Here is a 15,734-nt window from a genome sequence, read left to right on the forward strand (position 1 = left end):
AGGACGTTAAAAACCCATGGCTTACCAATTTAAATTACCTGATATCGGTGAAGGTATCGCAGAAGGTGAAATCGTTAAATGGTTCGTTCAACCAGGCGATACGATCAATGAAGACGATACATTATTAGAAGTACAAAATGACAAATCAGTGGAAGAAATTCCATCTCCAGTGACAGGAACAGTGAAAAGCATCGTTGTTCCAGAAGGTACAGTCGCAAATGTTGGTGACGTATTAGTTGAGATCGATGCACCAGGACATGAAGGAAACGAAGACAGCGGAAGCGAAGGCGTGGCAGCTACTGAGCAAACGCCTGAAGCACCTGCTGCTGAACCAACAACAGAAAGTTCATCTGCATCAGCAGAAGCTTCTGAAGGTGGCGTATTCCAATTCAAATTACCTGATATCGGTGAAGGTATCGCAGAAGGTGAAATCGTTAAATGGTTTGTTAAAGCCGGTGACACGATCAATGAAGACGATACATTATTAGAAGTGCAAAATGACAAATCAGTGGAAGAAATTCCATCTCCAGTAACAGGGACTGTGAAAACAATCGTTGTTTCTGAAGGTACAGTCGCAAATGTTGGTGACGTATTGGTTGAGATCGACGCGCCAGGACACAATAGTGCACCTGCAAGCAAACCAGCGGCAGCAACTTCTGATGCAAAAGTGGAAACTTCAGGTTCTTCAAGTATCCCTGAAGCTGCAAACCCAGATAAACGCGTATTAGCAATGCCATCTGTTCGTCAATTCGCTCGCGAAAAAGACGTGGATATCAGCCAAGTTTCTGCAACTGGAAAAGGCGGACGTGTGACAAAAGAAGATATTGAAAACTTCTTATCTGGCGGAGGCGCTCCAGAAGCTGCAAGCAAACCTGCTGAATCAGCTGCACCGACAGAAGCATCTGCTGAAAAACCAGCTGAAACAAAAGCTGCTCCAGCAAAAGCATTCAAATCAAACTTAGGCGATCTAGAAGAACGTGTGGCATTGACACCAACACGTAAAGCAATTGCCAAAGCGATGGTCAACAGCAAACAAACAGCACCTCATGTCACTTTACATGATGAAGTTGAAGTAACAAATCTTTGGGATAACCGTAAGAAATTCAAAGAAGTGGCAGCTGCTAACGGTACGAAATTAACGTTCTTGCCTTACGTTGTCAAAGCGTTGACTGCGACAGTCAAAAAATTCCCAATCTTGAATGCGTCAATCGATGATGCAAAACAAGAAATCGTTTATAAAAATTATTACAATATCGGTATCGCAACAGATACAGACCATGGTTTGTATGTGCCAAACGTGAAAGATGCTGACCGTAAAGGAATGTTTGCGATCGCAGACGAAATCAACGAGAAAGCAAAACTTGCACATGATGGCAAACTAGCGGCAGACGATATGCGTAATGGAACGATCACGATCAGTAACATTGGTTCAGTTGGCGGCGGCTGGTTCACACCAGTAATCAACTACCCTGAAGTAGCAATCCTAGGTGTAGGAACAATTGCCCAACAACCAATCGTCAATGCTGAAGGAGAAATCGTTGTTGGCCGTGTGATGAAATTATCATTGAGTTTCGATCACCGAATCGTCGATGGTGCGACAGCACAACAAGCAATGAATAACATCAAACGTTTATTAGCTGATCCAGAGCTATTAATGATGGAAGGATGAGAAACAAATGGTAGTTGGAGATTTTGCTGTTGAATTAGATACAGTTGTAATCGGTGCGGGACCTGGTGGCTATGTCGCTGCCATCCGCGCTGCTGAAATGGGCCAAAAAGTAGCGATCATTGAAAGAGAATATATCGGCGGCGTTTGTTTGAACGTTGGTTGTATTCCTTCTAAAGCGTTGATCGCAGCAGGTCATCATTATCAAGAATCACTTGATTCATCGATGTTTGGTGTAACAAGTGAAAATGTCTCACTTGATTTTACAAAAACACAAGAGTGGAAAGACAACAAAGTAGTGAAAACATTGACTTCAGGTGTCGGCTACTTGTTGAAAAAACACAAAGTTGAAACGATCGAAGGCGAAGCATTCTTCGTAGATGATCATACATTACGTGTGATCCATCCGGATTCTGCTCAAACGTATTCATTCAACCATGCTATCGTTGCAACAGGTTCTCGTCCAATTGAAATCCCTGGATTCAAATTTGGTGGTCGTGTCTTAGATTCTACAGGTGGATTGAGCCTAACAGAAGTTCCTAAGAAATTCGTCATCATCGGCGGCGGGGTAATCGGTGCTGAACTTGGTGCGGCTTACGCAAACTTAGGTTCTGAAGTAACGATCCTTGAAGGTTCACCACAAATTTTACCTACGTATGAAAAAGACTTGGTGAAATTAGTGGAAGATGACTTCAAGAAAAAAGGCGTAACAGTCATTACAAATGCCATGGCTAAAGAATCAATCGACAATGGTGATAGCGTAACTGTAAAATATGCAGTAGACGGAAAAGAAGAATCAGTAACAGCTGACTACGTGATGGTCACTGTTGGACGTCGTCCGAATACTGAAGACATGGGCTTAGAACAAGCTGGTGTTGAAATCGGTGAACGTGGCTTGATCCCAGTTGATAATCAAGGACGTACAAACGTACCTAACATCTTTGCAATCGGCGACATCGTTCCAGGCGCTGCTTTAGCACATAAAGCAAGCTATGAAGCAAAAATCGCCGCAGAAGCAATCTCTGGCAAAAAAGTAGCCGTTGACTACAAAGCTATGCCAGCTGTTGCCTTTACTGATCCTGAATTAGCATCAGTAGGGATGACGATCAAAGAAGCAAAAGAAGCCGGACTAGAAGCAACTGCTTATAAATTCCCATTCTCTGGGAATGGTCGTGCATTATCATTAGGTAAAACAGAAGGCTTTATCCGCTTAGTGACAACCAATGAAGACAATGTCATCATCGGTGCGCAAATCGGTGGAGTTGGAGCGAGTGATATGGTTTCTGAACTTGCTTTGGCAATCGAATCAGGTATGAACGCTGAAGATATCGCGTTGACGATCCATCCACATCCATCTTTAGGTGAGATCACAATGGACGCAGCTGAATTAGCTTTAGGCTTACCGATTCATATTTAATCATTCAACTAAATGCAACTTTCTCTGAGAAGGGAGAGTTGTTTTTTTTATATTCTAAATTGCGACTATAAAATTATTATGTAAACTAAAATAGAGCAAAACCACTTGGAAGAAGTCTTCTTTCTATGATAAACTGAAAGGGATGAATAGAATAGGAGATAATATCTATGAATGAGTATCAATATCCATTAGACTTGGACTGGACCACTGAAGAAATGGTCATCGTGATGAACATGTGGGAGGCCCTCGAAAAAGCGAATGAACAAGGGATCAATAATCAGGAATTTCTAACAACCTATCAACAATTCAAAACAGTGATCAAATCGATCGGAGAAGAAAAACGATTAGGACGCGAATTTGAAAAAGCTTCTGGCTATTCGCTATACCGTACTATTCAAGAGGCAAAGAAGAACACCAACAAAATGCTAAAAATGAATGGGTGAGACGATGGAGAAAATGATTGAGGAAATAATTGGCTGGTTGGTAGCAGCAAAAGAAAAGATCCTTCATGCACAAAATGATCAACTAACAGTCGCAGAAAAAACGAATCGTAAAGATCTAGTGACAAACATGGATCGAGAAATCCAAGCATTTCTGATCAATAAAATCCATTCTGCCTATCCTCAAGCAAAAATTTTGGCAGAAGAAGAAGGATACAACAACTTATCGGATTTGAGTGGTCAAGTCTTTATCATTGACCCAATTGATGGTACGTTGAACTTCGTGGTACAAGGAGAAAATTTTTGTATCATGCTTGCTTATTACGAAGATGGAGTGGGACAGCTAGGATTCATTTATGATGTCATGCGAGATGAATTATACTGGGGCGGTAAAACGATCGGTGTTTACAAAAATGATGTGAAATTACCACAACCGCAAGACCTTCCATTAGATAAAGGATTAATAGCAATCAATAGCTATCTCTTCGGTCACGATCGATTCAATATCCATGCGATTGGTGAACAAAGTATCGGCGTTCGGATGTGTGGCTGTGCAGGCTTAGAATTGATTGCGATGTTAAAAGGAAACCACATCGGCTATATCTCTAATCTAAGTCCCTGGGATTACGCAGCTGGCAATGTTCTTTTGGAAGAGTTCGGTATGCGATATAGTGGGTTTTCCGGTGCGCCATTGACTTTCAGTGGCAGAGAATATTATTTAGCCGCAACTCCAACAGCCTATGAGACCATACTTGACATGCTTCAATTGGACTGATTATTTTTCTGAGTTTGAGATATGCCTATCAAATAGCTCTTATAAAATAAGTGGAGGACGATAAAATTGCTTTTTAAGCAACCTAGTCCTTCGCTTATTTGTTTAGTCAAATATAGTATCGGAATATTCATTTGTAGAATATGCTAGTGGAAGAGTTTTGTAATAGCTCCTTTTTTACATAAATTCGGATTTTTCGTGCTGTTTTGATTAGAAAAAGGGCAAATTATTAATTTTCTCGAAAAAATGAAAACATTTCACTATATTTCATGAAAAAAGTTTGGTATAATAAACAGTCGAGTAAAATTGCCCTGTGATAAAGAATCGATAAAAAAGGAGTTACTTAAATTGAATAAAAGAAATGACATCCGTAACGTAGCGATCATCGCCCACGTCGACCACGGAAAAACAACATTAGTTGATGAACTATTAAAACAATCTGACACATTAGACGCCCACACTCAATTACAAGAACGTGCGATGGACTCAAACGCACTTGAACAAGAACGTGGAATCACAATCTTAGCGAAAAATACAGCTGTTGATTATAAAGGGATTCGCGTCAATATCATGGATACACCTGGACACGCGGACTTCGGTGGTGAAGTAGAGCGTATCATGAAAATGGTAGACGGCGTTGTCTTAGTTGTAGATGCTTATGAAGGCACCATGCCTCAAACACGTTTCGTATTGAAAAAGGCTTTAGAGCAACATATCACACCGATCGTTGTTGTAAACAAGATTGACAAACCATCCGCTCGTCCTGAGTATGTGGTAGATGAAGTCTTAGAATTATTTATCGAATTAGGCGCAGACGATGATCAATTGGATTTCCCAGTGATCTACGCATCTGCTTTGAACGGAACATCAAGCTTATCCGATGATCCAGCGGACCAAGAACCAACAATGGCACCGATCTTTGATACAATTGTCGAAGCTATCCCTGCACCAGTTGACAATAGCGATGAACCTTTACAATTCCAAGTATCATTACTTGATTACAACGATTATGTTGGACGTATCGGTATCGGCCGTGTCTTCAGAGGAAAAATCAAAGTTGGTGACCAAGTATCACTGATCAAACTTGATGGCACAGTGAAGAAATTCCGTGTGACAAAATTATTTGGTTTCTTTGGCTTACAACGTTTAGAAATCCAAGAAGCTAAAGCTGGTGATTTGATCGCTGTCTCAGGAATGGAAGATATCTTCGTTGGGGAAACCGTTACACCAGTCGATCATCAAGAAGCATTACCGATTTTGCATATCGATGAACCAACATTACAAATGACTTTCTTAGTCAATAACTCTCCATTTGCTGGACGCGAAGGAAAATACGTGACATCACGTAAAATCGAAGAACGTTTGATGGCAGAATTACAAACAGACGTTTCACTTCGTGTTGAACCAACGAATTCACCAGATGCTTGGACAGTTTCAGGTCGTGGTGAACTTCACTTATCGATCTTGATCGAGAACATGCGTCGTGAAGGTTATGAATTACAAGTATCACGTCCAGAAGTTATCGAAAGAGAAATCGATGGCGTAAAATGTGAACCATTTGAACGTGTTCAAATCGACACACCAGAAGAATACATGGGTAGTGTCATCGAATCATTGAGCCAACGTAAAGGTGAAATGCAAGACATGGTCCATACAGGAAATGGTCAAATTCGTTTGACATTCTTGACACCTGCTCGTGGATTGATCGGTTACTCAACAGAGTTCTTATCAATGACTCGTGGTTACGGAATCATGAACCACACATTTGATCAATACTTGCCAATGCTTCCTGGCCAAATCGGCGGACGTCACCAAGGTGCGTTAGTATCCATCGATACAGGTAAAGCAACCACGTATTCAATCATGAGTATCGAAGAACGTGGTACTGTATTTGTTGAACCAGGAACAGAAGTATACGAAGGTATGATCATCGGTGAAAACAGCCGTGAGAATGACTTGACAGTCAATATCACAAAAGCAAAACAAATGACCAACGTTCGTTCTGCTAACAAAGATCAAACATCAGTCATCAAAAAACCAAAACAATTAACACTTGAAGAATCATTAGAATTCTTGAATGACGATGAATACTGTGAAGTAACTCCAGAAAACATCCGTCTAAGAAAACAAATCTTAGAAAAAAATGCACGTGAAAAAGCATCTAAAAAGAAAAAATAATTATTTTGACCGAATCTTAGAGAGAAATCTCTGAGGTACGGTTTTTTTTGTAACTTTTAAACCGATCAAAGATTATTCTTTTTCCTTGATAAGTAAAGTTAAATAACGCTGTTCTTTCAATTTTTACAAGTTAATATAGAAAAAATGGCGTTATCAAAAAATGATTTTAGTTTTAAACTTAACAAAGTAAAGTTTACCTATATTTATAGACATGGATGGAAGGTGAGACAAAAAAATAAAACAACGCTTCTGATTGAAAGATAAGAAAATAGCCATAACATTTTGAGAAGGAGGAGCGATGTCTTTAGATGAGAGAAATAGATACCATATAAGTAGCAACGCTCCTCCTGACGGGTAAGATCGAAGGAGGAACGTAAGGTGAGTATACGGAGAAAGATAATACATAGTGTTTTAGTGGGTGGTATGTTGTTAGGGAACTTGAATGGAGTGATTGTTCAAAGTGTATCGGCAGTTACTCAAAGAAACAATGAACAAGTAATTAGTAATAAAAAATCTCTAACTAACAATGTGATGGGAACGAAAGAAAATAATACGGTAAGTTCAAACAAAGCTAAAAAAGTAAATGAAAATAATTTGAATACAAGATATTCTGAAGAAGAAGTGAAAAAGATAATTGCAGAAGCTATAGATGATCGATTTGGTTATCTATATTCAGAAGCAATGAAATCCTTTGATCATAATTTTAAAATTGGTGAAGCAATTAAAGTAGAGGGAGATTATAGAACTTGGAATTTTCCAACTGAAGAGCCCTCAATACCTATTCCAGAAAGCTATTTAGTTGGTCAGATTTATTTAATAAACAGGATGACACTGAATCCGGAGTGGACTAGTGAAGGAATTACCAAAAGTGGTAATTGGCATGTCCGTTTTGAATTGAAAGATCGTGGGCAAACTCTTGATAATGCTGGAGCTACGATAACTATGACTAGATTAGCTAATAATCCAGTAAACGGAAATGAGATTCTTGAAAATGTTAGACTTGATCATTTATATTCACTTAGAAGTAATGGCTTTGGTATAGAATTATATAGAATGAATGGTAACGTTTCATTTCTATCTGCTGAACAAGCAATAGGTGATATTAAAGTAACAGTAAAAAATGGACCTCACAATTTAGATGAGGGACAAGACGTTGCAAATTTAAAATTGCTAGATTATCTAGATGTTAGCAATGCGAAAGGAACCGTTTCTGCTAGTTGGGTAGAAAAACCAGACACATCAAAAGTCGGCGAGCAAAAAGGGAAAGTCAAAGTTACTGATTCAGTCACTTCCAGAGAGACAATCGTTGATGTGCCATTCAATGTCAAACCTGGTCCATTACGAATGACAGCTAAATCAGGAAACTTTGAAGTTTATCAATATGATCGCTTACCAGATCCTAAAGACTATTTCGAGGTTCCAAATGCGAACGGAACTTATATCGTCGAATGGTTAAGCAATGTAAATACAAATGTTTCGGGAGTACAAAATTGGCAAGCAAAAGCTACTGCGGAAGATGGGCGAACTGCTGAAGCTTCTGTAACAATCAATGTCAAACCTCATGAAGGTCTGAAGGTCCAATTGAAACCCATTGAAGATCGAGTAATGGGGAATGAGTATCCATCCTTTGCTTCTAATTTTAAGGATTATATTGATTCTGTGACCATGAACGGTGTACCAGTTGCAGTCGATGATTTGGAGTTTGTTGAGGCAGAATCAAGTGAACCCAATTTCACATATACAGGCACGCAGCCAGTTAAGTTGACGGTACAAACACGGCATTCAAACAGTGGTGTGATGATCAAAGGAACCGGAGAAACGACCGTCAATGTTCTTTGGGGACATACGATTTATATGCGATCGGCAACCGGAGCTTCAGCGGGATCATTTTCTTTAAAAACGGATAATTCAGGAAATCCAACAGCCAAAATCGTTTTTGGTACAGGAATTCCTTCAGCAATGAATGTTGCAGTTGGACCTCTATCCTCACCATTTTCATTGTATTACTCATTTGAAGTTTTAAGAGGAAATACAGTTGTTTATAGTCAGGACGTCTCCAATCGTGCCACATTACAACAAATCATGGATCAATTTGGAAACACCTCATCAACGATCGATGTCCGTTACGATGATGTCATTAAGATCTATCATCCAGAACGAACGCCGAATAGTTCAGTCGTGATGATCGATGAAAAAGAAGAGGATTATACCTATGATTCTGAGTATGCATACTATAAGATCACACCGTATGGATTTGATCCGTTTCCGGTATTAGATGCAGAATCTTCGCAAAAAAGCTTTGTACTTGGAGAAAATACCTCTATGATTGAACCAGCCTCTTTATTGAAAAATGTAACCATCAATGGTCGTACAATCGATAGTAAGGATTATACCGTAGAAGCTCTTGTTGATTTTGATACTCATGCGATTGGTGCGAGAAAAATGAATCTAAATGTCACAACGAATGATGGTCTAGCAACGAAAGAATTCGAAGTCGATTATCAAGTCAAATGGGGTAGTACATTCGTATTGAAAGGCTTGGATAATGCAACCGTTGGAGCATTTAGTCTACTGAAAGAAAACGATCAATGGGCATTGCATGCTAGTCCAGGTGTAAGTGGGACGGACTTGAGTCAACCGGTCAATAATCATTTTGGACGAGACACCTACTATGGCATTGAAGTGATCGAAAATATTACCACCAAGTATCAATATAACGTACTAGGGAATCAATCGATTAGAGAAGGAATCGAAGGGTTCAATCAAGGAAAACCTTTGAATGTCAAACAAGGCGACGTCATCAAAGTGTATCATGCAGAACCAACAGGTAATAGTTTATTGATGCAAGATGAATTAGCAAAGGACTTTACGATGGGTTCAAATGATGCCTATTACGAAGTCACAGAACATGGGTTAGAACCGATCCTCGCGATTTCTACGGATACCAAACCACAAGAATTTAGCTTAGGTGATGATGCCACGGGGATTGATGGAACGCAACTGATCAATCAGGTAACGATCAACGGTACCGAGCTAACACCGGATCTATATACAGTGAAACAATTAGGAAACTTCGATACAACCACAGTCGGTCAAAAAGAACTTGCTATCCAATTTGACACGAAAGATGGGGTAGTATCAAAAGTCATCACAGTGCCTTATGAAGTGAAATGGGGCAGAACGATTGTGATGAAATCTAGCACTGGTGGTTCAGCAGGTGTTTTCTCACTGCAAACTACTAATACGACCAGACAATTGAAAATCCATCATGGGTTTGACTCGCCATTAGATGAGCGCTTAGGAAACGATCAAGACCTCTATTATTCAATTGAAGTCTTACGTGGCGAAAGAGTCCAGTATAGTCAAGAAGTCCCAGGTCGTGTCACGCTACAAGACGTCATCAACGGTTTTGGAACTAATGGTACTCAAGCTGTCACTGTCCAGTTAGATGATGTGATCAAAATTTATCACCCGCAAAAATCTCCTGGTAGCTCGGTACTGATGGTCGATGAACTAGAAGAGGACTTCACGTATGGTTCAGATTATGCGTATTACAAAGTAACGACTTATGGTTTTGAAGCAATGCCAGTCATGGAAGTCCATACAGCTAATAAAGCATTTTATCTCGCGCAAGATGTGACTACTGCAGCTGATGCTGAATTAATTGATCGTGTGACGATCAACGGCAAAACAGTTGATCCAGAGGAATACACAATCGAAAGACGTTCAGAAATCGATACGACGACGGTAGGAAATAAAAACGTCGCTATGCGTGTGAAAATGAACGATGGTTTAACTAGTGTACAAGTTGAACTTCCTTATCAAGTCAAATGGGGAAGTACATTTATTCTGAAAGGTGAAGAAAAAGAAGGGAAAAAAGGTATCGTCGGTTCTTTTAGTCTGCTTGATCAAAATGACCAGTTGGCTATCTATGCCACAAAAGGTGAAGATGAAACAGAACTTAATGCGCCAGTCAATTCTGCTTATGGTCGTAATGCCTATTATCGAATCGATATCCTAGCAGATCCTAAAAATAAAGCCAATAGTTTATTTCCCGATAACATCAAATATACTTATGAAGTGGCAGGTAATCAAACGGTTCGTCAAGCAATCGAAGGGTTCAATAATGGGCAATCATTACCTGTGGAAGAAGGAGACATTTTCCGTGTCTACCATGCAGAAACAGATAACCAGAACTTACTGATGTGGGATGATATCGTCAAAAACTATACAGCTGGGTTGAATTACGCTTATTATGAAGTCAAGAATGGAGAGTTTGAGCCAATTACGATGATCCACGCAGATGTTGCTAGTCAGGAACTTGTCTTAGGTGAAGATACCAGTGAAGTAGACGTGACAACGTTGATTGACAATGTTGCATTTAACGGACAGAGTTTGAACACAGAGCTTTATAAAGTAGAACAAACGGGAGCGTTTGATACGCATACGACAGGAGAAAAAACAGTAACGGTAAAAGTATCAACGGCAGATGGTGTTTCTTCGACTGACATCGAAGTGCCATATGAAGTGAAATGGGGCAGCACGATCCATTTAAAAAATCGTAAAGGTGAAACGGTTGGATCATTTGGACTACTTAAAAACAGCAAACAAATCGAGATCCAATCTGTCCAAGGAACCGATCAAACAGTGTTGAAGAATCGAGTGAATGAATACGATGACACCGAAGTATATTATGGAATCGAAATTCTCAACGAACGTAAGCAAAGCAAATATCAATACGAGGTTCGTGGTACACAAACGATCGAGCAAGCAATTTCACGTTTTAATACTGGTAAATCACTGGCGGTGACCCCAGGTGATATCGTGAAGGTTTATCACGTAGATACTAGTAACAATTTATTGATGGCAGAAGAGAACGAACGAAACTACACCTATGGCAGTAATTACGCTTATTATAAGGTAACAGATTATGGTTTTGAGCCTACAGGTGAGTTAACAGTTGAACCTGCTCAGCCTTCTTTTGCACAAGGCACTGAAAGAGTTGACCTGAAATCGTTAGTAAAAGAAGTTAAAGTCAATGGACGTGTAATACCTAAAAATGTCTATACTGTTTCTTTAGATGGGTCATCTGAAATCGATACAGAAACTATGGGAAGTCGCTTTGTTTCTCTCGATGTCAAAGTGGACCGGAGTTATGGGAGTTTATCTACTCGTACAGAATCTTCCTATGAAATCGTTGAACCTGGCCAAGAAACAACGCCAGGAGAAGAGGACGCTAGTGCAGAAGATGGTACTGGCACATCCAACGACCCAAATGCAGATGGAATTTCAGCAGAGACTGGTTTAGGTGAGGGTTCCGCAGCAGAAGGTGATGAGAGCAAATTGCCACAAACCAATCAAACCATCAATCGAGTACTGCCATATATTGGTGCATGTTTCGTACTAGTAGTAGGATTTGTTTTATGGAAACGAAAAATGTCTAAAAAATCGTTTGATAAACAGTAACCGATAGTTAAAATGACAACGAAGCAGTTGAAAGAGCGAAAGTGATAATTACTTTGGCATCCTTTCAACTGTTTTTTTATGATCACTAAAGGAGTCACGGACAAGAAATATAAAAATAAATCCTATGAGCAAAAAACAAAATTCTCATAATAGGAAGTCAATCATTAGCTGTGGAGAACTTAAAGAAACAAAAAATGAAAGCAAGAATGGCAAGATGAATTTTTTAAAGAACTTTTAAAAGACTCGAAATGCTCTATTTTTAGTTTCACAAACGGTATTTTGTTTCACGGAGTGAGACTTGCTCTTATGAGCAGACAGAAGTAGAATAGATAGTACATGTCAAATGAATCATTGGAGAAAATGCGTAATTAATAGTTAGATGAAAGAAGTAAAACTTGAAAGTGTAAAAACAAACAGAAATCGAGGAGGGCGCATGTGGAGCAGTTATTAAAAAAATATTTTGGATATGAGCTTTTCCGCCCAGGCCAAAAAGAAATCATTGAAAAAATTATGGCTCAAGAAGATGTCTTGGGTATCATGCCGACTGGAAGCGGAAAATCAATATGTTATCAGCTACCTGCGCTAGCCTTGGAAGGGTTGACGATCGTCGTTTCTCCCTTGATCTCTTTGATGAAAGATCAAGTGGATGCTGCGAATCAACTGGGGATTGCTGCTACGTTTATCAATAGTTCATTAGAAGGATATGAAGTGGCACAACGTTTTCGTTCATTAGATGAGGGAAAGTATCAATTGTTATATGTTGCACCAGAACGTTTTATCATGCCTGATTTTATCCAAGCGATGAATCGTTGGTCCGTTCGCTTGATTGCCATTGATGAAGCCCACTGTATCTCGCAATGGGGGCATGATTTTAGACCCAGTTATTTGCAGATGGCGAATATTTTAGAAGGTATTCCTCAGCGTCCGCCCATCGTGGCCTTGACAGCAACTGCTACTGTCCCTGTAGCAACAGATATCAAAAGACTTTTAAAAATCCCTGAAAAGAACCATATTCAAACTGGATTTGCACGAGAAAATCTAAGGTTGCAGGTTATCAAAGATCAAAAAAAAGAACAATATTTGGTCGAGTATTTAAAAGTGAATCAAAATCAATCAGGCATCATTTATGCCGCGACTAGAAAAGAAGTGGATCGACTATATCAGTTGTTGGCGAAATTTGGTTTTTCCGTTGGCAGATACCACGGCGGTATTTCAGAAAGGGAACGGACGGAAATGCAAGAAGCTTTCCTCTATGATCGTATCCAACTATTAGTAGCAACCAACGCTTTTGGAATGGGAATCAATAAAAGTAATATTCGGTTTGTCATTCACTACCAAATACCAGGTTCATTAGAAGCATATTATCAGGAAGCTGGTCGTGCCGGAAGAGATGGCTTACCTAGTGAAGCCATTTTGCTATTTGCGCCACAAGATGTGCAAGTCCAAAAGTTTTTTGTTCAACAATCGCAACGTGAGGAAGCACAAAAACATAAGGAATACGACAAGATCCGAGCCATGACTGAATACGTCCATATCGAATCCTGTCTGCAACAATATATTCTTTCTTACTTTGGAGAAGCAAGCGAGCCTTGTCAGCGTTGTGGCAACTGTCTTGATGATCGTGAACTGGTCGATGTGACCACAGAAACGCAAATGGTTTTGTCTTGTTTGAAACGAATGGGTGAAAACTACGGAAAACAATTACTAATGAAAGTCCTTGCCGGATCAAAAGATCAGAAAATCAAACAGTTTCAGTTTGATCGATTGTCTACGTATGGTCTACTAAGGAATCTGTCACAAAAAAATATATTGCAGTTGATCGACTATCTGATTTCAAGTGGCTACTTACTTGCGGCTAGTGGTGAATACCCTGTTTTAAAAGTCAGCGATCTTGGGGTGCAAGTGCTTATGGGAAAAGTAACTGTACACAAAAAGGAACCCAAAAAAGTGCAACAATTGTCGCATGATGAAACAGATGGTCTATTTGAAGTATTACGCCAGTTACGGACCGATTTAGCTGCTGACGCGGGCGTTCCACCATACGTTGTTTTTTCAGATGCAACACTCAAAGAAATGAGTCGTAATCGTCCAAAAGACCGATTGGCACTTCTCCAAATCAAAGGGGTAGGACAAAGCAAGCTCGATAAGTATGGTGAAATGTTCTTGCAATCAATCCAAAATTTCCAAGAAAGCGCTACGCAAAGTGATAGTGAAAAAACATAAAAAAAAGCCTAGATAAATCTAGGTTCTTGCTCAGTTATCGCGTAAAATATGCTATAATGAATGAACTTAGAAATGGAGGGAAAGGCAAATGGATTCTCTTTCAAAAGAGACGGCACTTAATGTGTTGATTGATGAGGCAGATCGCATCAAGCGTTTGATCCAAAATCAAACAAACAGTCTTTGTATCTCACAATGTAAAGCCTTTGAAGAGGTAGTCGATACACAAATGTATGGATTTTCTCAACAAGTGAGTTTTGCAATACGTGTAGGGATCATTGAAAAAAAAGAAGGGCAACTGATGCTCAGTGAGTTAGAACGTCAATTGAATCACTTATACAATGAAGTTTACCGAGAAAATTATGATAAAAAAGAAAGTGGCAAGGGGGAATAAACTTGCCGAATAAAGTAAAAAAAAGGCATCTGTTGGATTACAGTATTTTAATTCCATATTTGATTTTATGTATCATCGGATTGATCATGGTTTACAGTTCTACGTCCTACTTGTTATTAGCAAATGGGAGCAATCCAGCGTCATCGGTCATCAATCAGAGTATTTTTTGGGTGCTTAGCTTGATCGTTATTGCACTCCTATACAAAATGAAAATCGGTGTATTGAAAAATCAGCGATTGATCATGGCGGCTATCGCAGTCTTGACGATTTTATTATTGATCGTCTTATTTTTTGGGGAAGAACGAAATGGGGCAAAAGGTTGGCTTGAGATTGCCGGATTTTCTATCCAGCCCGCCGAATACCTAAAAATCATTGCCATCTGGTATCTTTCCTTTACTTTGTCACAGAGACAAATGAGTGTGCAAAAAAACTTCATTGCAACGGTCAAACGACCTTTATTGTTAGTTCTTGCCTTGACTGTGTTAGTGGCAAGTCTACCCGATTTTGGGAATGCAACGGTTATTTTTTTGATCATCATCGTGTTACTCTTAGCTAGCGGCGTCAATTATTTTTACACCTTGATCGTTGGTGTCGGAGGAATCATTTTTAGTGTGATAACAATTTGGTTGATCAACGTGACCCAAGGGAAACTTTTCCCAGGTCGCTTACAATATATCTATCATCGTTTTGAGATTTTTCAAAACCCTTTTTCTGATGAATTGAATAACGGACACCAAATGGTGAATGGTTATTATGCGATGTTCAACGGTGGTCTATTCGGTCGCGGATTAGGGAATAGTATCCAGAAAAAAGGATTTCTACAAGAAGCGCAAACCGACTTTATCTATGCCATCGTAGTAGAAGAATTAGGCGTGATCATGGGTATTTTGATCTTAGCTTTATTGATGTTCATGATCGCCCGTATCATCTTAGTGGGGATCCGCTCAAAAGATCCATTCAATTCTTTGCTATGTATCGGAATCGGTTCGATGTTTCTGATCCAAGTATTTGTCAACCTTGGCGGGATCACTGGGATCATCCCACTGACAGGGATCACATTCCCATTCTTGAGTCAAGGTGGTTCGAGTTTACTGATGCTTTCGATCTGCGTAGGTTTCGTCCTGAATATCAGCGCAGATGAGAAACGTAAGAGTTTAGGTATTTACTAAAATTGACGTAGG

The 15,734-nt window shown here is 39.5% G+C and carries 9 protein-coding genes; all 9 read left to right on the forward strand.

Annotated features, from left to right (window positions below; genetic code table 11):
- Positions 1-16: 16 nt before the first annotated feature.
- Positions 17-1,669, forward strand: a complete 1,653-nt coding sequence (locus I2F89_RS11760; RefSeq protein WP_142433151.1) for a dihydrolipoyllysine-residue acetyltransferase — start codon at positions 17-19, stop codon at positions 1,667-1,669.
- A gap of 7 nt (positions 1,670-1,676) precedes the next feature.
- Positions 1,677-3,083: a dihydrolipoyl dehydrogenase gene (gene lpdA, locus I2F89_RS11765; RefSeq protein WP_010735668.1), complete on the forward strand. Its 1,407-nt coding sequence runs from the start codon at positions 1,677-1,679 to the stop codon at positions 3,081-3,083.
- A gap of 167 nt (positions 3,084-3,250) precedes the next feature.
- The gene (locus tag I2F89_RS11770; RefSeq protein WP_019723241.1) at positions 3,251-3,526 is read left to right on the forward strand and encodes a UPF0223 family protein; all 276 of its coding nucleotides are present in this window, start codon (positions 3,251-3,253) and stop codon (positions 3,524-3,526) included.
- 4 nt (positions 3,527-3,530) lie between these two features.
- Positions 3,531-4,298 (forward strand): inositol monophosphatase family protein, encoded by a 768-nt coding sequence (locus I2F89_RS11775; RefSeq protein ID WP_074799747.1) that lies wholly within the window; start codon positions 3,531-3,533, stop codon positions 4,296-4,298.
- 345 nt (positions 4,299-4,643) lie between these two features.
- Positions 4,644-6,473, forward strand: coding sequence for a translational GTPase TypA (gene typA / locus I2F89_RS11780; protein ID WP_010735665.1), 1,830 nt, complete (start codon positions 4,644-4,646; stop codon positions 6,471-6,473).
- Between the two features lie 378 nt (positions 6,474-6,851).
- On the forward strand, positions 6,852-11,939 hold the full coding sequence (locus I2F89_RS11785) for an LPXTG cell wall anchor domain-containing protein (protein WP_086334590.1): 5,088 nt from the start codon (positions 6,852-6,854) through the stop codon (positions 11,937-11,939).
- Positions 11,940-12,374: 435 nt separating this feature from the next.
- The gene (recQ, locus tag I2F89_RS11790; protein WP_071867120.1) at positions 12,375-14,162 is read left to right on the forward strand and encodes a DNA helicase RecQ; all 1,788 of its coding nucleotides are present in this window, start codon (positions 12,375-12,377) and stop codon (positions 14,160-14,162) included.
- Positions 14,163-14,250: 88 nt separating this feature from the next.
- A complete protein-coding gene (locus I2F89_RS11795) occupies positions 14,251-14,553 on the forward strand; it encodes a YlaN family protein (RefSeq protein WP_010735661.1) in 303 nt (100 codons plus the stop codon).
- A gap of 2 nt (positions 14,554-14,555) precedes the next feature.
- Positions 14,556-15,722, forward strand: coding sequence for an FtsW/RodA/SpoVE family cell cycle protein (locus I2F89_RS11800; RefSeq protein ID WP_071867119.1), 1,167 nt, complete (start codon positions 14,556-14,558; stop codon positions 15,720-15,722).
- Positions 15,723-15,734 lie beyond the last annotated feature (12 nt).

It is taken from the genome of Enterococcus sp. 1001283B150225_161107_E12 (genome assembly GCF_015556925.1).
GTDB lineage: Bacteria > Bacillota > Bacilli > Lactobacillales > Enterococcaceae > Enterococcus_B > Enterococcus_B mundtii.